This is a genomic window from Acinetobacter calcoaceticus (genome assembly GCF_051947995.1).
Classification (GTDB): Bacteria; Pseudomonadota; Gammaproteobacteria; order Pseudomonadales; family Moraxellaceae; genus Acinetobacter.
On the sequence record NZ_JBLVVH010000007.1, the window covers coordinates 99,082 to 121,202 of the forward strand.

General features: G+C 39.6%; 19 protein-coding genes. 15 read left to right on the forward strand and 4 right to left on the reverse strand.

Annotated features, from left to right (window positions below; genetic code table 11):
• Window positions 1–42: 42 nt before the first annotated feature.
• The 3 genes from ACNQO6_RS13955 to ACNQO6_RS13965 all read left to right on the forward strand — a co-directional run bounded on the left by ACNQO6_RS13955 (window position 43) and on the right by ACNQO6_RS13965 (window position 2,345).
• Window positions 43–723, forward strand: coding sequence for a DUF1345 domain-containing protein (locus ACNQO6_RS13955; protein WP_440209344.1), 681 nt, complete (start codon window positions 43–45; stop codon window positions 721–723).
• A gap of 96 nt (window positions 724–819) precedes the next feature.
• Window positions 820–1,581 carry a class I SAM-dependent methyltransferase gene (locus ACNQO6_RS13960; RefSeq protein ID WP_440209345.1) on the forward strand — a complete coding sequence of 254 codons (762 nt, stop codon included), beginning with the start codon at window positions 820–822 and terminating at the stop codon, window positions 1,579–1,581.
• A gap of 140 nt (window positions 1,582–1,721) precedes the next feature.
• On the forward strand, window positions 1,722–2,345 hold the full coding sequence (locus ACNQO6_RS13965; protein WP_005228946.1) for a LysE family translocator: 624 nt from the start codon (window positions 1,722–1,724) through the stop codon (window positions 2,343–2,345).
• A 60-nt stretch (window positions 2,346–2,405) separates the two neighbouring features.
• On the opposite strand, the gene ACNQO6_RS13970 is transcribed toward ACNQO6_RS13965, so the two are convergent.
• Window positions 2,406–3,383, reverse strand: coding sequence for an MBL fold metallo-hydrolase (locus tag ACNQO6_RS13970; protein ID WP_440209346.1), 978 nt, complete (start codon window positions 3,381–3,383; stop codon window positions 2,406–2,408).
• Between the two features lie 721 nt (window positions 3,384–4,104).
• Here ACNQO6_RS13970 and ACNQO6_RS13975 point away from each other — a divergent pair.
• On the forward strand, window positions 4,105–5,010 hold the full coding sequence (locus ACNQO6_RS13975; protein ID WP_440209347.1) for a hypothetical protein: 906 nt from the start codon (window positions 4,105–4,107) through the stop codon (window positions 5,008–5,010).
• A 27-nt stretch (window positions 5,011–5,037) separates the two neighbouring features.
• Here the strand turns inward: ACNQO6_RS13975 and metG are convergent, their stop codons facing one another.
• Complete coding sequence (metG, locus tag ACNQO6_RS13980) at window positions 5,038–7,095, reverse strand: methionine--tRNA ligase (RefSeq protein ID WP_440209348.1); 2,058 nt, start codon at window positions 7,093–7,095, stop codon at window positions 5,038–5,040.
• Window positions 7,096–7,444: 349 nt separating this feature from the next.
• Between metG and ACNQO6_RS13985 the strand changes: the two genes are divergently transcribed.
• Window positions 7,445–7,906, forward strand: coding sequence for a hypothetical protein (locus ACNQO6_RS13985; RefSeq protein ID WP_440209349.1), 462 nt, complete (start codon window positions 7,445–7,447; stop codon window positions 7,904–7,906).
• 51 nt (window positions 7,907–7,957) lie between these two features.
• Here the strand turns inward: ACNQO6_RS13985 and ACNQO6_RS13990 are convergent, their stop codons facing one another.
• Window positions 7,958–8,455 (reverse strand): hypothetical protein, encoded by a 498-nt coding sequence (locus ACNQO6_RS13990; RefSeq protein WP_343579507.1) that lies wholly within the window; start codon window positions 8,453–8,455, stop codon window positions 7,958–7,960.
• Window positions 8,456–8,564: 109 nt separating this feature from the next.
• On the opposite strand from ACNQO6_RS13990, the gene ACNQO6_RS13995 reads away from it, so the two are divergent.
• The 4 genes from ACNQO6_RS13995 (at window position 8,565) to ACNQO6_RS14010 (ending at window position 12,292) form a co-directional block, all read left to right on the forward strand.
• Entirely contained in the window at window positions 8,565–9,101 is a 537-nt protein-coding gene (locus tag ACNQO6_RS13995) for a GNAT family N-acetyltransferase (protein WP_440209350.1), read from the forward strand.
• 187 nt (window positions 9,102–9,288) lie between these two features.
• Entirely contained in the window at window positions 9,289–9,738 is a 450-nt protein-coding gene (locus ACNQO6_RS14000; protein WP_005228953.1) for a hypothetical protein, read from the forward strand.
• A gap of 301 nt (window positions 9,739–10,039) precedes the next feature.
• Window positions 10,040–11,269: an iron-sulfur cluster carrier protein ApbC gene (gene apbC, locus ACNQO6_RS14005; RefSeq protein ID WP_440209351.1), complete on the forward strand. Its 1,230-nt coding sequence runs from the start codon at window positions 10,040–10,042 to the stop codon at window positions 11,267–11,269.
• Between the two features lie 147 nt (window positions 11,270–11,416).
• The gene (locus ACNQO6_RS14010) at window positions 11,417–12,292 is read left to right on the forward strand and encodes a 5'-methylthioadenosine/S-adenosylhomocysteine nucleosidase (RefSeq protein ID WP_440209352.1); all 876 of its coding nucleotides are present in this window, start codon (window positions 11,417–11,419) and stop codon (window positions 12,290–12,292) included.
• 24 nt (window positions 12,293–12,316) lie between these two features.
• Here ACNQO6_RS14010 and ACNQO6_RS14015 read toward each other — a convergent pair whose 3' ends face one another.
• Entirely contained in the window at window positions 12,317–12,874 is a 558-nt protein-coding gene (locus ACNQO6_RS14015; RefSeq protein WP_440209353.1) for a DUF2062 domain-containing protein, read from the reverse strand.
• 312 nt (window positions 12,875–13,186) lie between these two features.
• Between ACNQO6_RS14015 and ACNQO6_RS14020 the strand changes: the two genes are divergently transcribed.
• From ACNQO6_RS14020 to ACNQO6_RS14045, 6 genes are all read left to right on the forward strand, one after another.
• Window positions 13,187–13,780 (forward strand): LysE family translocator, encoded by a 594-nt coding sequence (locus ACNQO6_RS14020; protein WP_440209354.1) that lies wholly within the window; start codon window positions 13,187–13,189, stop codon window positions 13,778–13,780.
• Between the two features lie 107 nt (window positions 13,781–13,887).
• On the forward strand, window positions 13,888–14,457 hold the full coding sequence (gene dcd / locus ACNQO6_RS14025; protein WP_002120290.1) for a dCTP deaminase: 570 nt from the start codon (window positions 13,888–13,890) through the stop codon (window positions 14,455–14,457).
• 260 nt (window positions 14,458–14,717) lie between these two features.
• A complete protein-coding gene (locus ACNQO6_RS14030; protein ID WP_440209355.1) occupies window positions 14,718–16,109 on the forward strand; it encodes a hypothetical protein in 1,392 nt (463 codons plus the stop codon).
• Window positions 16,110–16,687: 578 nt separating this feature from the next.
• Window positions 16,688–18,076 carry a hypothetical protein gene (locus tag ACNQO6_RS14035; protein ID WP_440209356.1) on the forward strand — a complete coding sequence of 463 codons (1,389 nt, stop codon included), beginning with the start codon at window positions 16,688–16,690 and terminating at the stop codon, window positions 18,074–18,076.
• A gap of 328 nt (window positions 18,077–18,404) precedes the next feature.
• Window positions 18,405–19,751 carry a DUF1667 domain-containing protein gene (locus ACNQO6_RS14040; protein ID WP_227554527.1) on the forward strand — a complete coding sequence of 449 codons (1,347 nt, stop codon included), beginning with the start codon at window positions 18,405–18,407 and terminating at the stop codon, window positions 19,749–19,751.
• A gap of 246 nt (window positions 19,752–19,997) precedes the next feature.
• Complete coding sequence (locus ACNQO6_RS14045; protein ID WP_440209357.1) at window positions 19,998–22,115, forward strand: hypothetical protein; 2,118 nt, start codon at window positions 19,998–20,000, stop codon at window positions 22,113–22,115.
• The last annotated feature ends 6 nt before the right edge of the window (window positions 22,116–22,121 follow it).

The window sequence follows — 22,121 nt, forward strand, 5'->3', positions numbered from 1 at the left end:
AAGTGAAATGAATCATGAATAAAAAATACAATCAGGTGAAGCATGCAAGGATTTTTACAGGATTTTGCGAGAGGGATAAAACATCGTCCTTACCTGTCCGCAACTTTTAGTCTGGGGTTGCTGATCTATGCGGCATTGCACTTTTTTACCGACTGGAAATGGGCCACCTGTTTGCAGTTAGGCTGGAATATTGCCATATGGCTATATTTGTTTCTGACCCTGAAAATGATGTGGCATCTGGATGCAACACACATTTTAAAACGTGCCCGGCAACAGGATGAAGGCAAGTGGGTGATCCTCACGGTGGTATTGATTGCGATTGTGGTCTGTTTTATTTCAATTGTGGTACAGCTCAGTCATGTGCCGAAAGATTTTCCTATTTTAAAAAGCGCACTGATTCTACTGACCATCGGCACCATATTTTCAACCTGGTTATTGCTGCATACTTTATTTGCGATTCACTATGCCCATGACTATTATCTGGCCAAAAGCCGTCATCAAGAAGCAGGATTGGACTTTCCTAAAACAGATCAACCCGACTATCTGGATTTTATTTATTTCAGCTACATCATTGGTACCTCGGCTCAGACAGCAGATGTGTCGATTACCAGTTCTGCACTCAGACACTTAAATATCTTTCATTGTGTACTGGCCTTTATCTTTAATACCGTGATTCTGGCGGTTGCGATCAATGTCGCGGCGAGTTTAATCGGATTAAATTAATAACTTATTTTTATCAATAAAATTAAAATTGATCATTTTTATTTTTGATTGTGGCTGTTTATTGTAAAGGGAATCAGACTCAGCAAGGATAAGAATATGACCACCCAGCATCAAGTCAATCAACAGCAATATCAGGATAAATCTCAGGCCTATTTAACCAGTAGCGTGCATGCGCAGGGGATTGAATTTCAGAAAATGCAGCAGTTGATACAGTCACATCAACTTAAAACAGTACTGGATTTGGGCTGTGGCGGTGGGCATGTCAGTTATCAGGTTGCGCCGTTTGTAGATCAGGTGACTGCCTACGACTTAACACCATCGATGGTCGAACTGGTGGCTCAGCAGGCCCAGCAAAAGGGCTTTGATCATGTCATGGCCGTACAAGGGGCTGCCGAGGCACTGCCTTTTGCCGATCAAAGTTTTGATTGCATCATTAGCCGTTATTCAGCACATCACTGGCACAATGTTGCACAAGCCATGAGTGAAATCTATCGTGTCGTAGCGCAACAGGGCAAAGTGATTATGGTTGATATTTTAGGGAATTCTAATCCCGTCATGGATACCTTTTTCCAGACCATGGAAAGCATTCGCGATCCAAGTCATGTCCGCAATTATAGTTTGCAAGAATGGATGCACTTTGCTGAATGCGCAGGATTTCGAATCGAATGCGTTGAAAAACAGCATTTAGAGTTAGAGTTTCAGAGCTGGACAGAACGGATGCAAACGCCTGATTATGCAGTCCAGACCATACGGTATTTACAGCACAAAGCTTCTGATCAGACACGCCAATATTATCAGATTCAGGCAGATGGCTCATTTCGTAGTGAAGTGCTTTATCTGGTTTTGAGTCGGGATTAAGTTTTATATAAAAGGAATAGGCTCAAAAATATTGAGTTCAAGCGTGAAAAATAAGAGGGCAACTCAAAATTTATCTATCACCTTGATCCTGTTTTTAAGTAAAATCATTGCTTGAAAATTATTCTAATCTAGAGGTTATCTTGGAATCGTTATTGATTTTAGGTTCAATTGCATTGGCCTTAATGTTAGGGGCGATTAGCCCAGGCCCTACATTTATTTATGTGGCGAAGAATTCAATTGCGATTTCACGTAAACATGGCCTATTTACCGCTTTAGGTACAGGCACGGGGGCAGCCTTGTTTGGTTTGCTGGCAGTCATGGGCTTACAGGCAATTTTATTGGCCGTGCCTTCTGCCTATATTGCTTTAAAAGTATTTGGTGGCCTGTATTTACTTTGGCTGGCCTATAAGATCATTAAGCATGCTAAAGAGCCAATGGAAGCAGTCAATGGTACTGTGAATCAGATGAGCTATGCACAAGCCTTTCGTTTAGGGCTGATTACCCAGCTCAGTAACCCGAAAATTGCCATTATCTTGGCCAGTATTTTCACAGCCTTATTACCGAAAGATATCCCAAGCTATTACTATGTGGTGTTACCGATGTTGTGCTTCTTTATTGACGCAGGTTGGTATTCGCTGGTGGCGGTTGCCTTGTCAGCAGAAGGGCCACGCAAAGTCTATTTAAAATCCAAATCCGTGTTTGATCGTATCGCAGGCGGTGTGATGACGCTGTTGGGATTAAAACTGATTTTTGGCATGAAATAATGCCATAGAAAAAGCGACCGAGATGGTCGCTTTTTATTGCCTAGAATCAGCGTATTCAGCTTAGTCTTTAAAATGCACCGGCATCCATTGATAGCTCTTTCCATCAGCAGAATAAATATGTCCAATCCCTGGGAAAGGTAAATGTGGGGCGGCAATGGTTTGTCCATTCTTGGCGAAATCAGCAAACTGTTTTAAGCGTGTAGCGACGGCTTTTTTCGGATCAATATCGTATTCAATCGCAGTTTTAGGTTGATCAAATTGCACAGTATGTGAATGCACAATATCCCCAATAAACACTACGCTTTCGCCTTTGCTTTTGAGTTCATAACTAAAGTGGCCCGGAGTATGTCCCGCCGTGTTAATGACTTTAAAGCCCTGAATGTCATCACCGAGTTTATAAGTTTTAAAGCGTTGCTTGGCTTGATAAGGTGCAATCGCCTGTTTAATTTGCTTCACCGTTGCTTCATAACCCGCTTGTTTGTCTTTTGGAAGCTTGGCTGCCTGTTTGGGATCTAACCAGTAACTGGCTTCATCATTCGAGACATACACGGTTGCATTGGGGAAATTGGCAACGTCATCTTTACTGATGCCACAGACATGGTCAGGGTGTAAATGCGTGAGTAAAATGGTATCGACCTGTTCAGGTTTATAACCCGAAGCAACCAGATTTTTCAGGATTGAGCCTAAATGCGGGCCAAAACAACTGGCTGCACCGCTATCGACGAGTACCAGCGATTTTCCTGTATTGACGAGGAATGCATTAATCGAGGTTTGCACGCCTTTGTCTTGATCTGCGTAGTACTTTTTCAGGATTTGTTGTACTTGTTGCGGTGAAATATCTTTAAACAAGCTGGGCGACATAAAGTTAGTGCCATCGAGCAGGGCAGTGATTTGTACATCACCGACTTGGTGTTGGTAGTAACCAGCGACTTGTTTTTGTTGTTCAATGATTGGCAGGGTTTTGCTTGTTTCTGCATGGCTCAGTAAAGGGATGCTGCTCAAGAATGAGATAGAAAGAAGTAGGGCTGTTTTTTTCATTTATAGATATTCTCAAGTTTAGTTGAATTGTCTACTTTTTAGCATGAATAACTAGAGATTTATATGAACTAACTTGTTTCAAAATATATAAAAAATAATGCATTAGACATAAGTGTTACTATGCTTTTAATATAACTGTGATTTTTAGTTGGAAGAATTTTCAATAAGATTATGGGTAGGGATAGTCAATATCAAATTAATCAATAGAAATATCATGATAAATAAAATTCTTATTTACATAGTTTTGATTTTATAATTTCCTATTATTCAGTGCATCCTTGGTAGGCGATGATGTAGGCAATAAGCGAAATGTATTGAGTTTTAGCTCAAAATGGCAATCTTATTATTGTTGATATTTTAGGAGATGAAAAGCCTGCCATGGATACCTTTTCTAGACTATAGAGTCTATCTGAGCTTCAGGTCATGTGCGAAATTATAGTTTGCATAAATAGATGGCTTTTGCGAAATGCGTTGGGTTTAGAAGTGAAGCTATTGGAAAGCAAATACTAGATTTAGAATTTTAAAGAGTGGATGAAATAGATGTAGATATTTGAACATGCAGTTAAAATCATACGCTCTTTACGACAAAAAGTGTCTAGATAAACTTAGCAGTATTACTAGACTCAGGAAGATAGTTCTATTAGTAGTGAGATGATCTAGCTTGTTGGATTCGAATTTAAATAGATGTTCATTTTGATAATATTTTTGAGTATAGGAAATTATGCAAAATAACGAGTTGGATAAAATATATAATATCCTTCGTAGAAAATTTGAACCTAGTCATAGAGATATGAATATTCTATTTTATACGATGGGAGCAATATTAGTTTCAGTAATTTTTTTTACAGATAAAAGTGATCCATTTTCATATCAATATATTTTGACAATGATTGGTATGGTAATAATTTTTATATTATTAGTTTATAACTCTATTAAGGCTATTCCACCATTAGAGATGTTTTTAAAATTACCAATAACTAAGTTTATTCTCACTATATTTTTCTCGGGCTTTGTTGTTTATTCAGCGGCTGAAGTTTCTATTATTATAAATTCTATCTTTAAGGTTTCAAGTAGTAATTTTAAAATAACTCTATCTTTAGGAACATTTTTTTATTTTTTAAACCACTTAGTAACAGTTTTTTTTCTATATACAAGTGTCATAATTTTAGGTTTATTAATAGCTTATGTTTTGGAATCTCGTGTAGTTGAAAAAGATGAGTTTGATAAAGAAAAGAACGCTTACTGGGAGTTTAGTTGGAATGAGAAGTGTTGGTATTTAGTTGTGATGTTGCTATTTTTATTAGGTTTATTTCATTATAAAAACATTGTAATTCAAGAAGATGCATTGAAGTATAAGGTTTTTAGAATAGCATTGGAATATGATTTTGATAGCAAACATCATTGTACGAATATAGATTCTAATAATACTGTTCTATATTTAGGAAGCCAACAGAATCAGGTTTTAATAAACCACTATTATAAAGCCGGTCTTTCTAATCTAGAAGAATTTATGACCTCAAGAAATTATATTAATTTTAAGTATATTTTAAATAATGATAATTTAATATTTGAAACAGATGAGTGTATCTATAAAAAGTCAAAAAGCTCCTATCAGACATTATACTGAAAAAATAGGAGCTTTCTTACTAAAGGATTAAGACACTTTATCGCCTGGTTTCGCGCCAGATTCAGGTGAAATCACCCAAACACCTTCGCCATTACCCGCGGCAAGTACCATACCGTTAGAAATACCAAAACGCATCTTACGCGGTGCAAGGTTTGCCACCATCACCACCAATTTGTCTTTAAGCTGTTCAGGCTGATAAAACTCACGAATACCGCTAAACACATTACGTGGTTCAGCTTCACCCACATCTAAAGTCAATTGCAGCAATTTATCAGAACCTTCAACCGTTGCAGCTTCCAATACTTTTGCCACACGAAGATCAATTTTCATGAAATCTTCAATACCAATGATGTCAGCTTCACCTACTTTTGACTCAGGCTTCTTCTCGGCTTTCTTTTCTTTTTTCTTCTCTGCTTTTGGCGCTTCTGCCGCCGCAGCCAAAGAATCTTTAGAGGCATCCACCATTGCCGCAACAGCTTTGGCATCAACACGTTGCATCAATGGTTGGAATTGCGCGATTTCATGACCAAGCAAGATGTGCTGGCGTGATGCAAAGTCAAAGCTTTCAAGTTGTAAGAAGGCTTGAACCTGTGCAGCAAGCGTTGGCAAGACTGGCGCCAAGTAAATCGCAAGTTGACGGAACAGGTTAATACCTACCGAGCAAACGTCATGAACTTGCTGTTCCTGACCTTCTTGCTTGGCAAGTGCCCACGGTTTTTTCTCATCAATATACTGATTGGCGCGGTCAGCCAACGCCATGATTTCACGGATCGCAGCTGAGAATTCACGTGCTTCATAGGCTTGCGCGATTGAGTCACCCGCATCAATAAAGCTTTGCACAAGTTCAGACTCTGCACATGCATTCGACAACGTATTATTGAAGTTGGTGTTAATGAATTTTGCACAACGACTGGCAATATTCACCACTTTACCGACAAGGTCAGAATTCACTTTCTGAACGAAGTCATCTAGGTTCAAATCTGAATCTTCGACTTTGTCTGAAAGTTTAGACGCAAAGTAGTAACGTAGATATTCAGGATTCAAGTGCTGTAAATAGGTTTCAGCTTTGATGAATGTACCACGAGACTTCGACATCTTCTGACCATTCACGGTCAAGAAACCATTTACAAATAAACCTGATGGGGTGCGGTAGTTCGCACCTTCAAGCATTGCAGGCCAGAACAACGCATGGAAGTAAACGATGTCTTTGCCGATGAAGTGATAAACTTCTTTATCGCTGTCTTTTTTCCAGAAATCATCAAAACTTAGATCTGGGCGTTTGGTTTTGATGTAGTTTTCAAAACTCGACATATAACCAATTGGTGCATCCACCCAAACATAGAAATATTTGTTTGGCGCATCTGGAATTTCAAAACCGAAATAAGGTGCATCACGTGAAATATCCCAATCCGATAAACCCGCTTCAAACCATTCGTCTAATTTATTGGCAATTGAAACTGGCAGACGACCTTGATCACGAGTCCATTTCTGTAAGTATTCTGAAAAATTCGGAAGTTTAAAGAAGTAGTGATCTGATGATTTTTCAACAGGAGTCGCACCACTTAAAGTTGAGCGCGGGTTTTCCAGTTCAGTGGCATTATAGGTTGTACCGCACACTTCGCAGGCATCACCGTATTGATCTTCGGCTTTACATTTCGGGCATGTACCCTTAATGAAGCGATCAGACAGGAACATGCCTTTTTCAGGATCGAATAACTGGGTAACAGGGCGAATTGCAATATTGCCTGCTTCACGGTTTTTAATATAAATCTCTTCTGAACGTGCTTTGTTTTCATCACTGTTGGTTGAATCATAGTGATCGAAATGTACGCCAAAACCATCAAAGTCACGGATATGTTCTTTCTGAACATTGGCAATTTGCTGTTCCGGGCTAATGCCATTGGCTTCGGCACGCAGCATGATCGCGGTACCGTGAGCATCATCCGCACATACATAAGTCACATCATGGCCCATTGCACGCATCGCACGAACCCAAATATCTGCTTGGATATAACCGAGTAAGTGACCCATATGGATAGGACCATTGGCATAAGGTAGGGCATTGGTGACTAAAATTTTACGCACGGATATTGTTCTCTCATTCGTATTTGCAAGGCAGATGATTTTACATGACTTGCCCCCGACTTGCACAAGGGATTCAGTGAAATCTTTTCAAGCAGCGTTATGGGGCTATGTTGACGACTTCATACAAATTTCATTTGCCCTAGAATTAACGATATAACTTCTGGATGGGCTTTACTTTTTCTCTCTATGGTCTTGTTCTATAGGTCATCTAAATTGAACTAATATTTAGCATTTATGATGTTATTTGAAGATGATTATCTCAATCTATCTTATAATAAATTTTACATACTTGCTTTGTTAAGTGTTTGTGTAAGTAATTAATATTTATATTAAATAACAAGAGAAATAGATGAAGAATTATTATGGTGAGCAGACTTCTTTTGTCTGGTGGTGTATCCGTTCAGTTATTTCGGGCACAGTTGCAACGCTCAGTATCGTGTTTTTTATTTGGGGATTTTTGATTTATGAACAGGATTTTTCACCTCAAGAACTTTCTAATGGGGTTCTTAGAGGTGTTGCTGCAATCATCATGCTCACGCCAGTTTTAATTGGTTGGCATAGCTTTCTTTATTTTATTAGTTATTATTTTCTACGGCAGTCTAAAAAAATTGTAGATATCTCTCAAATACTTAAAGGTTTAGGTCTTCTATTTTTGGGTTATGTTATGAGTAGTGTTGTTTTCTTAAGTTTTCAGAGCTTGGATTTGACTTTATTTACAACTTTAATTCTCTCATTTGTATTTATGTTATTTCCATTAATGTTAGGCTTTATTACTACGAATTGGATCGAAAGACTGCTAAGTAAAAACTAATGAATTACTTTGATTGAACATCTATTTTAGAAAAGTATGCATCCCGAAGGATTACATACTTTGCATTTGCTTGACTGTGATGCTGTGCTTGGAGTTCTTTCTTAACGAAATGACTTTTCCTTTAGACAGGAAATGGATGTAATAGCTCTTTAAGCCGTCCGTTTTCGGATCAAGCGTAATCTCAGCAAACATCGGCGTTTGCCAAAGCTCATCACTGCCCAATGTGCCTAACCATGCCTGTGCTTTTAACACCACAGTAAATTGATCTTTGATTTCAAGGTCAGTAATGCTCAGTTCGCTGCACCAATGTTCCGTTTTAGGAAACTCGGCTTTCGAAAATTTCCAGCAAATGGTCAGCGCCAAACTGCTTTCAACAGGCGCTTTATCATCACTGATGTGATCAATAACTGGAATTAACTGTTCAGCCAAATCCTTTTCAAAAGACAGAATCATATTCTGGATTCTTCTTTTACTTGAAACAATGTACTTCAAGCGTTTTTCTTGGGCCTGAAGTTCCTGTTGAATTTCTAGAAGTTCATTTTCATTCATATAGGCAATTTTGACGACAAGGTCTATGATTGAGATATTTGCAGCAGTATATCCGATCTATCTCCTTATATTGTTAATAGTTTTTAATGCACATTTATTGGTTCTAAAAATGATCGAAACAGCCAGATTACGTCTAAGACAGTGGCGAGCAGAGGATAATGAAGCCTTTGCAGCCATGAGTATCAATCCTCAAGTAATGCAGTACTTTCCGAACTTGCTGACACGGGCTGACAGTGATGCCTTGATTGAACGTATGAAATCAATTATCGACACGCAAGGCTGGGGGTTCTGGGCGGTTGAGTTAAAACATAACCAGCAATTTATTGGTTTTACCGGGTTGCATGATCAACCGACACAATTTTCATTTTCTCCGTGCGTGGAAATTGGATGGCGACTCGATCAGGCGTATTGGGGACAGGGCTATGCGCCTGAAGCTGCCCAAGCTGCACTTGCATTTGCTTTTGAGCAGTTAAAGCTGGATAAAGTGGTGGCCTTTACAACAGTGGACAATGCGAAATCTCAAAGGGTTATGCATAAATTAAACATGAACAAAGTTGGCGAATTTCAGCATCCCGCTTTAGCCAAAGATCATCCACTCAGTTGGCACGTGCTCTACGAGATATTAGCCAAGGATTTTGTTCGCTAGGCAGGATGTTATTCATTTATATGCTTTTTATATCTAGAAATAAAATAATTTATCGTTCAGCAATGTTTTGAATCTTCCTGTATTTCAATTGTTTCAATTTGCAGCGCTCAGCAAAAAATAGCGTTAAACGCGGTATAACTAAGATTGCTCCAAACAATATGTTTTTTACCTATAGTGAGGAAATACCATGACAAATGAAAAACTTGATGAATTAAAAAACCAAGCCGCTGAATTGGGCGATGACTTAAAACACAAAGCAAAAGAAACTCAGCTACAAGGTGAAAAGGCAATTGATGACTTAAAACATTCTGCCGCAGAACTGAAGTTAAAAGGCGAAAAAGCCGTCGATGATCTAAAGAAAGATGTTTCTGAAAAAAATGCTGAAGGTAAAGAAGCGGCTTCGAGCAAAGTGGATGATATCAAAGCAAAACTGGAAGATACTCAGCATGCGGTTCAAGACAAGTTTGACCACTTGAAAGAAGAAGCCAGCCATAAACTGGATGATGCCAAGGCCAAAGCTGCTGAACTGAAAGATGAAGCTGCAGCAAAATTTGACGATCTTAAGGCTCAGGCCAGCCACAAGCTGGATGATCTAAAAAAAGCAGCCACAGACACTATCAATAAGTTCAAAGGTTAATATCTTTAATCTGCGAAAAGAATGAATGACTTCCCCAAACATATCTACGCTATGTTTGGGGATTTTTTTATTTAAAGGGATTTAAAAATGTCTGGGCAACATGAGACTGAATATCCAGTCTCGCGTCAATCAAGATCGCTGTTCCTGCTAAAATGTATGTGTTATTGGGCAGAGAAATCTAAAGCAGAAAAGTTGCTATAAAAAATGAGCAATTATCTGCTTTGAGAGGAGCGTCGATTCTTCAATACTGCTAAACTAAGCAAACTCAATGCTATGTTGATCTGTTTTTGGAGTAAACAAAATGTCGTGGCTTTCTTCCTTAAAATCTGTTTTTTCACCAGCGCAAGAAGTGAAGGAAGACGAGATTCAAACAGTTCTACAAAGTTATGTGTTACCGCATTCAGAAAATGCGCTCAAAGATCGCATTAGTCAGGTCAATGTACAAGGCCGCATTCTACAGCTGACCATCAATACCTTTCCCCAAGAAAAAGATCACTTGCAACAGATTCATGACGAACTTGCAGAAGCGTTGGAAAAGTGTGGCATTCAGGAATTAAACCTACATATTATTCAGCAAAAACATGCAGCGCATGGTGAGGCAGGTCATAGCTGCTCATCCAAACCAAAAGCAGAAAATAGCAATTTACCGCCTGTGATGGATGCTTCACCTCAGGCAGAAGCAGATCCCAATAATCCGCCGATTCAAAAAGCTGCACCGCAACAGCGCGATGTGGCAGCACATCCTCGTATTCAAAATGTGATTCTGGTGTCGTCGGGTAAAGGTGGTGTCGGTAAATCAACCACCACAGTAAACCTTGCATTGGCTTTACAGCAGCTCGGCTTAAAAGTTGGGGTGCTAGATGCCGATATTTATGGCCCAAGTATTCCAACCATGTTGGGCAATGCCGGCAAAACCCCGCTGATTGAAAATGAACACTTTGTACCTTTAGATGCCTATGGCATGGCCGTACTCTCGATTGGTCATTTAATCGGTGAGCACAATACGCCTGTGGCGTGGCGTGGACCAAAAGCTACAGGTGCATTGATGCAGTTGTTTAACCAGACCTTATGGCCTGATCTGGATGTACTGGTCATTGATATGCCACCGGGAACTGGCGATATTCAATTGACCTTGGCGCAACGTATTCCGGTCACGGGTGCGGTTATTGTCACCACCCCACAAAATGTGGCGTTAATGGATGCAACTAAAGGCATTGAGCTATTCAATAAAGTGAATATTCCTGTGTTGGGTGTGATTGAAAATATGTCGACCCATATTTGCTCGAATTGCGGACACGAAGAGCAGATTTTTGGTACAGGCGGTGGCGATCAATTGTCAACGCAATACCAGATTCCATTACTGGGACGCTTACCTTTAGATGCGAAAATCCGTGAGCATGCCGATCAGGGCACACCAAGTGTAATCGCGAAGGATGCCGCTGCCGAAAGCTATCTCAATATTGCCCAGGCCGTGTTGCAACAAATGGATAAGCTGCCAAAGCGCCAGAAAGACGATAAACGAATTTTCTAAGCTCATCGAAAACCCAACACGCCAATGTTGGGTTTTTGCTTTCTAATCGAAATTAAATTTTGATCTAGACCATTCCTCAACTCACTTCCAAAAACAAAGTAGGTACATAACTTGCTTTGTATAGACTTTCTTTTTTAAGACAGGTGAATGATGCAATTCAAATCTTTTATCGGTATTGCCACGCTATGTACGACGCTTTTTTTAGCTGCATGTAATGGTGATAGCAACTCAAATTCGACTCAACCTCAAGAACAAGCGAAACTCCAGCCGATCGTGATTCAGGGGGCATTACCTGTCGAGTCGGAAAAAATGGCTGCTCAGTTAGAGAATGTGACTGTAGAAATGATTGGGGAATGGAAGTTCTGGAAAGGCACCTATAAAGGTTATCCTGTGGTGATTTCTAAAACGCGTATGGGCATGAGTAATTCTGCTGCTGCCACTGCACTTGCAATTCAACATTACAAACCGATTGCGATTATCAATCAGGGCACAGCTGGTGGTCACGATCCAGACCTGCATGTATTTGATATTGTGTTAGGTAAATACACCACCAATATCGGTGCATTTAAAACACCCAATAAACCCCTTGGTGGTGGTTCAAATGCTTTAGAGTGGAATGAAGCCTTTGATGTTTTACCTGATGATGAGTCTAATCCTGAGCCAATTGCAATCCGTAAATTTGAAGGTGACAAAGAACTCTTGCTAGCTGCTTATAAGGCAAAACCAAATTATACCAAAGGGCAAGTGGTAGAAGGTACGATTGGTTCGGCAGATACATGGAATAACGAGCTTGATCGCATCAAGCAGTTCCATACAGTTTATGGTACTTCGGTAGAAGAGATGGAAGCAGCTTCAGTGGCCCAGATTGCCCATCAGTTCAATGTGCCATTCTTGGGGATCCGTGTGTTATCCAATAACATTACCAATAATGGTGCCTATGACCCTGCCACTGGTGAAGCATGTCAGGAATATGCACTCGATGTAGCAGAACAGTATATGAAGGCCAAAGCCGCAGCGAAATAAGTATTCTTATTAAGAAGAAATCATTTAGATGGTTTCTTCTTTTCTCTCTTTCTCACGATTTTTCCAGCTTCGAATCACACTCCAACGCCAGAGTAAGTGTGTCGCCGCATAAAATAAAACCGCAAATAAAATCGCTTCAATCATCAGCCCTGAAACCAGGATTTTGGCAAGGCTAAAATCAATATGTCCATGCCCAAAATTTTTGATCCAGTTTAGAATCTGATGCAAAACACCAAGCAACATGTCTTTATTAATCATATTGACGTGATAAATCTTACTGCCGAACCAGAATCCTAAATAAAGAATCGGTACAACCGTAAAGGGATTGGTTAACCATGCCATGCATAATCCAATCGGCAAGTTCACCTCAAACAGTAATACGGTCAGAATAATGAACAGGCTATGAAACGGAACCGGTAGAATGCCCCAGAAAGTACCAATAAACATGGCCTTGGCAATAGAACGGCGATTTACATACCAAAGCAGTGGATTTAAGGTGCGTTCACCAAAAATCTTCATAAATTTTAGACGAGCGACTTTTTCCGAAGAAGGTAGCCACTTATGAAAAAATTGCTTAGGCATAAATCATGAGGAGATAAAAAGAGACAGGAAAGGAACAGTATATAAAATAACATTAATTGCTTAGCAAAAACTTAAAATCGTGTCCCCGTTTATCTGAGTGAAGCGCTGACAATGATCAGATGATCTTCAAAATTTGAATCTTAAATATCCAGATGTATGCCAGTGACTGTTGAGTTGGTGCTACTTGTATTTTTAAAAATTTAACTAAAATAAAAACTTATGATGATTTTCGTCATAAGTCCTTACAGTTATTTTTTTGCTATAGCTGAGTAATTGGATTAATCTGAAAGTCTCTCATAGTGAGGTCATTCAATGATTTCATGGTTTTTTATCGGTTTAGTGATCACCATTCTGCTGACACCTGGTCCAACCAACACCTTGCTTGCATCATCAGGCATTCAGGTCGGATTACGTAAATCTTTACTGCTTATTCCAGCAGAAGCGGTGGGGTATATAATTGCGATTACGGCATGGGGAATGCTGATCGGCAAAGTGTCAGCCACTTTACCTTTATTACCTACGTTTTTGAAATTACTGAGTGCGGCTTATATTATTTTTCTTGCCATCAAGTTATGGCGTACGGCGAATCAGGAAGTGGTTTTAAACCAGCCGACCATTCGCCCTAAAGAGCTCCTTTGTGCAACTTTGCTCAATCCTAAGGCTTTACTGTTTGCTTCAGCCATTTTCCCTGCTGCCGCATGGAAAAGTCAGGACATTTACCTGGCACATATGGCAACATTCGTTGCATTAATTCTTCCAATTGCCTTATGCTGGATTTGTGTCGGTGCAATGCTGGCAAGCAAGAAGGTAAACTGGCTCTCTCAAGCGAAACTGCAACGTACTGCCTGTGTAGTTCTGGTCAGCTTTGCGATTCCAATTAGCTATTCAGCGCTCAACAATTTATAACATTCCCGCCTCTATTGAAGCGAACGCGATAGAGGTGTTGTTTTCATTAATAGCATTTTAAGTTAAAGTATTCGCCAATTATTAACTTCGTCTTTGGATAAAAAGTCATGGCTATAAAATCTGATCGTTGGATTCGTGAAATGAGCGAAAAACACGGCATGATTGAACCTTATGCGGAAAATCAAGTTCGTTTTGATAAAAACGGTGAAAAGTTGATTTCTTACGGGGTATCGAGCTATGGCTATGATGTCCGTTGTGCGCGTGAGTTCAAGGTATTTACCAATGTGCACTCAGCCATTGTTGACCCTAAGAATTTTGATGATAAAAGCTTTATCGATATCGAGTCTGATGTGTGTATCATTCCGCCAAACTCGTTTGCCTTGGCACGGACCATTGAATATTTCCGTATTCCACGCAACGTATTAACTGTTTGCCTTGGCAAATCAACTTATGCACGTTGCGGAATTATTGTAAACGTGACCCCGTTAGAGCCTGAGTGGGAAGGTCACGTTACCCTGGAATTCTCGAATACAACCAACTTGCCAGCACGTATTTACGCAGGTGAGGGTGTGGCACAAATGTTATTCTTTGAAAGCGATGAAGTATGTGAAACTTCATATAAAGATCGTGGTGGTAAATACCAAGGTCAAACTGGTGTGACATTGCCGAAGACCTGATCATTAAAATTGAAAAAAAGCTCATCATATAAACTATGGTGAGCTTTTTTTATGTGATCTATTAGAACAAATTGTAAATTTATGGCCTAAATTGTTTAATTAATTTAAACTTGTATTTAAATTATTTTAAAATATAATTAAAAAAGGATTTGTTTTTATCGCCGTTCACAGTGTGGATATAAATTAGATAACTGTCTGTGGCTGAGATAAAACATTATAAAAATAAACAAATATGGATGTTTTAAACATGGAGGTCGGTCATGCGACAGTTTAAATCTCTTCCTTTAGCAATGCTTTTATTAGGTAGTTCATGCATAAATTATGCATATGCCACAGCTGGTACATTAAAAAGCATGACGGATACGGAACTGTCCGCAACCACAGGTCAGGCATTGATGAGTTTTTCGTATATTGCTCCCACTGATTTGGCCAATAAAGAAGCGTTGCGAGATGGAGGAGATAAAACTATCGGTTTCTATAAATTGGGACTGGAAGCCGAAATGGAGTTGAACGTCAATATTAAAAAGCTTCAGTTAGGTTGTGGTGGTACTAATGGGGCAGGTGGCTGTGATATCGATATTGATTATCTGAGTTTAAGTGGTTTAGGGAATTCTGAAACGTCCAACACTGACAGCGCAGCGGATCGAGCAGCTCGTGCAGGTTCCTCAGCAGTTTTAACCAATCCATTCATTGAATTTGCAGTCAAGAATCCAGATAAAGCTTCAACCCGTCAGATTGTTGGGTTGAATTTAAGTGCAGAGAAGGCTTTAGGCCTGATTACCTTTGGTCTGGAAAATGGACCTAATAAGACAGGTATTAACTCCCTTAGCGGCTATATGGAGATTGCAGCCACAACGGGTATTGCCAATGTAAATGGATTTGGAGCAAGTCTGGTATCTGGGGAGCCAGACAGAAACACGTTAAATCAATCTGATGGTTATAATCCGATTACCGGTAAGATATGCTCTACACCTCTTCTTTGTATACCCACGATTGATTTTGAAACTACGGATTATGCGCTCAACCTTCGGGATAAGGCGACAGGAAGTAATATTTTAAAAGGTGACTTAACTTTAAAGCAGCAAGCAATTACAGGAAAGCGGATTACCAGCGCGAATTTAACCGCAACTGCTGCAGTACGTGATATTGATTTAAGTGGAAATATTGTAGCAAAGGCAATTGGATTGAATCTGGATAGACAGGTCACCGGTACGATTCAGAACTTACTGGTTGATGTCGCGATCAGTGAAGACTTAGGTTATTTCCATAAAGCGAATCTAAATGGTACAGCAGCGTCACTTTCTTTACAGTCACAGAACATCCAGTGGAGTAATAATAAATCTGTTTCGCAAAATGGCTGGTGGCTTGAGTTTAGTAATCCAATCGATATTGGTTTCATTCAACCCACACTGAATGTTGATATTCCTAAAGCGACGCTTAATGAAGCATTTTCTCAGGTTTCTCAGTATTTGAATGATCATCCGATTAATTGTGGACCACTTGGTGCGGCAAATTGTCTTTTGGGGGATACAGTCCCTGTAGGAACGGTGAATTTAATCAATGCAACCCGACCACAAATGGCCCTGACGAATTTAGAGCTAGCGACTCAGAAATTTACGCCGAACTGTTATGGTACTTTGAAGTTCTGCTAATTTAGCCTGAAAAAACTAAGCAGCTTGGGCTGCTTTTTATTTATATCTTTTGATAGCTTAACTAAGAGATATCAATTAATTATATTTTAAATACAATGTATTAGATAATAAGTTGAACGGATATATAGAACTTGAATATTTGTATTTGATTTTTTTCGTACTATTCCGCTTGATTCCCCCTTTCTTGTCAAAAATCGCAGTCGCTTAGGAGGCCTCTAAAACAAGGAACAATTCTTCATGTTTCTTCTGCCACATCTAAAGTATTTCTGAAACTATCCTAATTATGATTTAGTCTGGGGTGTGTGCAAAACAACACTCAAATTTCTACTGGAATATTTTCATTTTCTGTACGAGAAATAAACTATTTGATATTTAATAGGATTATTTTTTTTGTGATATTTTTTTACCTTTATGGGTCATTTTTGTCATATATTGTATATTATTTAACACTTTTCAGGGGTATAGTAGGAGCAGTTATAAAAGTAATTATTAGCTTACTAATTTTTTCTGCCCACATAATTTTATTGTAGAAAATTATTTAGAGCTAAGATTTAGAATCAAAAAAAAGGATTTTTATAATGAAAAGGAAAGGATTATCTACAATCTTTTTAGGGATGATCGGAGTTTTTGTTCATCCTGCTTATGCTACAACCAGTACATTGAAAAGCATGACGGATACGGAACTGTCCGCAACTACAGGTCAGGCATTGATGAGCCTGTCGTATATTGCTCCCACTGATTTGGCTAATAAGGAAGCACAACGTATTGGCGGAGACAAAACCATTGGTTTCTATAAGTTGGGAATGGAGGCCGAAATGGAGTTGAACGTCAATATTAAAAAACTCCAGTTAGGTTGTGGTGGTACCAATGGAGCAGGTGGCTGTGATATCGATATTGATTACCTCAGTCTCAGTGGCTTAGGGAATTCTGAAACCTCTAATACCGATAGTGCGGCTGATCGCGCAGCACGTGCAGGCTCATCAGCGGTTTTAACCAATCCATTTATTGAATTTGCAGTCAAGAATCCAGATAAAGCTTCAACCCGTCAAATTGTTGGGTTGAATTTAAGTGCAGAGAAGGCTTTAGGCCTGATTACCTTTGGTCTGGAAAATGGACCCAATAAGACAGGTATTAACTCCCTTAGTGGCTATATGGAGATTGCAGCCACGACAGGTCTTGCCAATGTAAACGGATTTGGCACAAGTTTGGTATCAGGGGAAGCTGCCAAAGGAACTCTGAATCAGTCAGATGGTTATAATCCGATTACAGGTAAAGTATGTAGTCTTCCTGCTCTCTGTGTCCCTACAATCAACTTTGAAACCTCATCTTATGCGCTCAACCTTCGGGATAAAGCCACAGGAAGTAATATTTTAAAAGGTGATTTAACTTTAAAGCAGCAAGCGATTACAGGAAAGCGGATTACCAGTGCGAATTTAACCGCAACGGCAGCAGTACGTGATATTGATTTAAGTGGAAATATTGTAGCAAAGGCAATTGGATTGAATCTGGATAGACAGGTCACTGGTACGATTCAGAACTTACTGGTTGATGTCGCGATCAGTGAAGACTTAGGTTATTTCCATAAAGCGAATCTAAATGGTACAGCAGCGTCACTTTCTTTACAGTCACAGAACATCCAGTGGAGTAATAATAAATCTGTTTCGCAAAATGGCTGGTGGCTTGAGTTTAGTAATCCAATCGATATTGGTTTCATTCAACCCACACTGAATGTTGATATTCCTAAAGCGACGCTTAATGAAGCATTTTCTCAGGTTTCTCAGTATTTGACTGATCATCCGATTAATTGTGGAACATTTGGAGTATTAAATTGTCTTTTTGGCGATACGATTCCAACAGGGACGGTTAATTTAATCAATGCAACCCGACCACAAATGGCCCTGACAAATTTAGAGCTAGCGACTCAGAAATTTACGCCGAACTGTTATGGTACTTTGAAGTTCTGCTAATTTTACCTGAAAACATTAAGCAGCTTCGGCTGCTTTTTATTGGTCTATTGATTTGTCATGCTCATATTCTCTACGCCTGCGCTTAAAGAAAATAATTATAAAAATGGATAGATCCCTTGATAGCGCAAAATTAAATATTGGAGAGTTTCATCGGAAGTTACTTATTATTTAACAATAGATTGTTTTATATTGCTCGAGGGGAAAGGTAGATCATCGATATTTACCTATAAATAAAACTTGTGGTGATCATTAGTTGATCCGGGTTTTAGAACTTAAAGGGATTTCTATAATGAAAAATAGATATTCATCTATATTTTTTCTAGGGGTAATGAGTTGGTGTTGCAATGTGACTTATGCAGTTCCGCATACGTTGCAAAGTATGACTGATAGTGAAATGTCTGCAACAACAGGACAGGCATTGATGAGTTTGTCTTATGTTGCACCCACTGATTCGGCCAATCAGGAAGCAAAGCGTTTTGGTGGAGACAATACAATTGGCTTTTATAAACTTGGTTTAGAAGCTGAAATGGAACTGAACGTCAATATTAAAAAGCTTCAATTGGGTTGTGGCGGGAGTAATGGACCTGGCGGTTGTGATATTGATATTGATTACCTGAGTTTAAGTGGGCTGGGTAACTCTGCAACTTCCAATACAGACAGTGCTGGCGACAGAGCTGCCCGGGCAGGGTCTTCGGCGGTTTTAACCAATCCATTTATCGAGTTTGCAATCAAGAATCCAGATAAAGCATCGACACGTCAAATTGTCGGGTTGAATCTAAGTGCAGAAAAGGCCTTAGGTCTGATTACTTTTGGTCTGGAAAATGGTCCGGCTAAAAGTGGGATTAACTCATTGAGCGGATATATGCAGATTGCCGCAACAACAGGTATTGCCAATGTAAACGGGTTTGGAACAAGCCTAGTCGCAGGCGAGGCCGCGAAAGGCACGTTAAACCAGTCAGATGGTTATAATGCGATTACGGGGAGGGCTTGCTGTGTTTTAGGCATTCCGATTGGTTTTACGACAACAGCTTATGCGCTTAATTTAAGAGATAAAGCGACAGGGAGTAATATCTTAAAAGGAGATTTAATTTTAGGGCAGCAACCTATTACGGGCAAACGTATTACCAGTGCCAATCTGACTGCTACGGCCAAGGTCCGTGACATTGACCTGAGCGGTAAACTGAGTGCAAAAGCAGCAGGAATCATTAATCTAGATAATAAAGATGCGAGTGGTCTCATCAAAAACTTGACCGTCGATGTGGCGATTAATGAAGATCTAGGTTATTTCCACAAAGCCAACCTCAATGGTACAGCTGCCTCATTATCTTTACAGTCACAGAATATCCAATGGACCAAGAACACCTCTATTTCTCAAAATGGCTGGTGGCTTGAGTTTACCAATCCGATCGATATTGGATTTATTCAGCCTACGCTAGCGGTAGATATTCCTAAAGCCACATTAAATGAAGCGTTTAAGCAAGTAAGTGATTTCTTGTATGATACGCCTGTCAAATGTGGCGGAATTATTGCAGAGAATTGTTTGCTTGGTAGTGCTATTCCAGTTGGTACAGTAGATTTAATCAATGCAACTCGTCCACAAATGGCCTTGACGAATTTAGAGTTAGCGACTCAAAAATTCACACCGAATTGTTATGGAACTTTAAAGTTCTGCTAGTTTATTACAAAAACGACTTAAGCAGCTTTGGCTGCTTTTGCTTTATGCACTCATCGGAAAAATGTAACATTTAGCCAGTTTGTTTTGCATTTGTGTAATTATTCGGCATAATAAATTGTGATGAGATAGACATGATTCGTCTATTGCTTGAGTGATGCTAGGAAGCAGTTTTTTTAAAATCACTCGGAAGGATGAAAGAAAAAATATAACGTAGGTGCGGAGCATCGGGTGATTAGGAAGGTCAAGATGGCTATACTCCATATGGATTCATTTCAAAAGACTGTTTTAGCAAGTTTTATTGGACTATGTGTCAGTCAATCTGCTTTTGCGTTACAAGAGCTCTCTGATGAAGGTTTAAGCCAAACCACAGGTGAAGGGATCGCATTACTCCCACAAAATAGCTATATGATTTTTCAGGGAGAAAAAAATACCACAACAGGGGCAGATTTACTGAATCGGCAATTAGATACCGGCTATATCAATTATGTTCCAGTTGGACCATTATCGCTCGCCGCAACAGATACTAATAAAAGTGGTGGTGTAGATGCGGGAGACCGAGCAGTCGGTAAAGCAGATTTATTTTTATATGGATTGGCGCTTTCTGCCTCAAATCCAGGTCGTACAACCAATAATAATGAACGGTTGGGCTTGAATACTGCGGGTACAGCAATTAATGCAATTAGTAGCTGGGGTTCAGCAAGTAACCCATGGATTTTAAAAGTTCAGTCGGAAGCCAATGTTCCTACCTTTACACCAGATGGAAGTACGCCGAATACTGATACAGGGCAAGTCACCTACATGGCTTTAGAAGCGCCTTTGTATGAATATTATAATGATAATACGACAGGTGTCGGTGCTCCCACTGTGATTAAAACAGGGGCAGATCCAGTCGGTGTAAATGCTTATAACTTAAAACTTGGACTATGGGCTGATGCATTTGTACGTAATCCCAATAAAGCTGATGGCGCAGCAGATCAGTTTCAGTATGGAAACAATGTAGGCTTAGTTGGTACCAGTATTGATCCTACCCGTGCAAATCGGCTGCGTTTACAAGGGATATGGAATGGTTTTAGTTTAAATGGCAGTAATTTAAAAATATTCCAGACCTTGAATGGCGCAGGAAACACGGGAGGCTTAAGCCCTTTTTATAACAATACATTGGGTTTGGCTGGTGTATTTCGGTTTAATAGCGGGGACGGTGCCAATTTAAAAGCGGGTATGGTTATAAATACACCGACCTCTACAAAAACAGATACTTTACCTACGCTAAATGCGGGTGAAACTTGTACAGCTTGTGGGTCAGGAACAGACATCTGGACACCTCGCTATAGTCCTGGACAAACCAGTGATCCTGGTGCAGCTGGTGTGACCGAATATCGTATCCGTAGCCAGACCACTAAAATAACCTCAACAGGTAACTGGACCGCACCTACAGGTTTAAATGATCGTGTACTCCGTTTAAGTACGCGTGAAACAACGGATACTGCGAATTTATCAACGCCTGCGATTCAAGGCGGCAATGCGCCTAATTTTGATGCCAATGAAGGGATTTTTATCTATAACCTAAATACCAATCTCGTGTTGGGTAATTTATATCAGCCTGTGATTTTGGGTTCAGACGGAAAGAACTTTAGTTTGGAAGTTGCGCGTATTCCGAATAAAGAAAGTATTTATAAAAAGATCTATACCGATTACACAGGTGCAGACCAAAGTTATAAAGGGTCTACCTGTAACGTTTACCAATGTGGCAGTAATATTAGCTTGGGTGGGAAAACTTATCAGGGCTCAAATGCAACACATAGCAGTATTGGTATCGGTACTGTTTATAGTAATGATGGAGGTAAAACCCTTCAGGCTTTCAAGGGAACTGACACACAGGATGCGGTGGGTATTTCTTTTGGATCTTTAAAATCTGGTGCAGTATCAAGAGACCAGTATTTTTATCAATTACAAAATCAGCAAAGAACAAGTGTAGATTGCTCAGGTTTGTTCTGTAGTGGTTATCGTTGGCAATACAGGACCAGTAGCGGTAGCGCTACAGGAAGTAATAGAGATTACGGTCTACGATTTGATTCAACCAGCGGTGTAAACTGGATCAATATTGATAGTACGGCACTTTATGACCCAACTGTTTTAAATGCAGGTTATACACGTCAAGATGCCGGAAATAGCAGTCAAAAATTTGTGGTTCCAACGACTGGAGCATTACCGGATGCCCGTTTTGAAGGTGGACGTTGGTATACAACCACTCCAAACGCAGATATCAATACTTATAGATCTGGTTCACCAATCAATAATATGGGTTCGGCTGTGATAGATGGCGTCTTGATTCAGCACCTTAAAATCACGACAACTGGACTGTAAAAGGAG

Excerpts from the sequence above, each read along its gene's own strand:
- ACNQO6_RS13955 (WP_440209344.1), top strand. The coding sequence starts at position 43 with ATGCAAGGATTTTTACAGGATTTTGCGAGAGGGATAAAACATCGTCCT.
- ACNQO6_RS13960 (WP_440209345.1), top strand. The coding sequence starts at position 820 with ATGACCACCCAGCATCAAGTCAATCAACAGCAATATCAGGATAAATCT.
- ACNQO6_RS13970 (WP_440209346.1), bottom strand. The coding sequence starts at position 3,383 with ATGAAAAAAACAGCCCTACTTCTTTCTATCTCATTCTTGAGCAGCATC.
- ACNQO6_RS13975 (WP_440209347.1), top strand. The coding sequence starts at position 4,105 with ATGCAAAATAACGAGTTGGATAAAATATATAATATCCTTCGTAGAAAA.
- ACNQO6_RS13985 (WP_440209349.1), top strand. The coding sequence starts at position 7,445 with ATGAAGAATTATTATGGTGAGCAGACTTCTTTTGTCTGGTGGTGTATC.
- ACNQO6_RS13990 (WP_343579507.1), bottom strand. The coding sequence starts at position 8,455 with ATGAATGAAAATGAACTTCTAGAAATTCAACAGGAACTTCAGGCCCAA.
- ACNQO6_RS13995 (WP_440209350.1), top strand. The coding sequence starts at position 8,565 with ATGATCGAAACAGCCAGATTACGTCTAAGACAGTGGCGAGCAGAGGAT.
- ACNQO6_RS14000 (WP_005228953.1), top strand. The coding sequence starts at position 9,289 with ATGACAAATGAAAAACTTGATGAATTAAAAAACCAAGCCGCTGAATTG.
- apbC (WP_440209351.1), top strand. The coding sequence starts at position 10,040 with ATGTCGTGGCTTTCTTCCTTAAAATCTGTTTTTTCACCAGCGCAAGAA.
- ACNQO6_RS14010 (WP_440209352.1), top strand. The coding sequence starts at position 11,417 with ATGATGCAATTCAAATCTTTTATCGGTATTGCCACGCTATGTACGACG.
- ACNQO6_RS14015 (WP_440209353.1), bottom strand. The coding sequence starts at position 12,874 with ATGCCTAAGCAATTTTTTCATAAGTGGCTACCTTCTTCGGAAAAAGTC.
- ACNQO6_RS14020 (WP_440209354.1), top strand. The coding sequence starts at position 13,187 with ATGATTTCATGGTTTTTTATCGGTTTAGTGATCACCATTCTGCTGACA.
- dcd (WP_002120290.1), top strand. The coding sequence starts at position 13,888 with ATGGCTATAAAATCTGATCGTTGGATTCGTGAAATGAGCGAAAAACAC.
- ACNQO6_RS14030 (WP_440209355.1), top strand. The coding sequence starts at position 14,718 with ATGCGACAGTTTAAATCTCTTCCTTTAGCAATGCTTTTATTAGGTAGT.
- ACNQO6_RS14035 (WP_440209356.1), top strand. The coding sequence starts at position 16,688 with ATGAAAAGGAAAGGATTATCTACAATCTTTTTAGGGATGATCGGAGTT.
- ACNQO6_RS14040 (WP_227554527.1), top strand. The coding sequence starts at position 18,405 with ATGAGTTGGTGTTGCAATGTGACTTATGCAGTTCCGCATACGTTGCAA.
- ACNQO6_RS14045 (WP_440209357.1), top strand. The coding sequence starts at position 19,998 with ATGGCTATACTCCATATGGATTCATTTCAAAAGACTGTTTTAGCAAGT.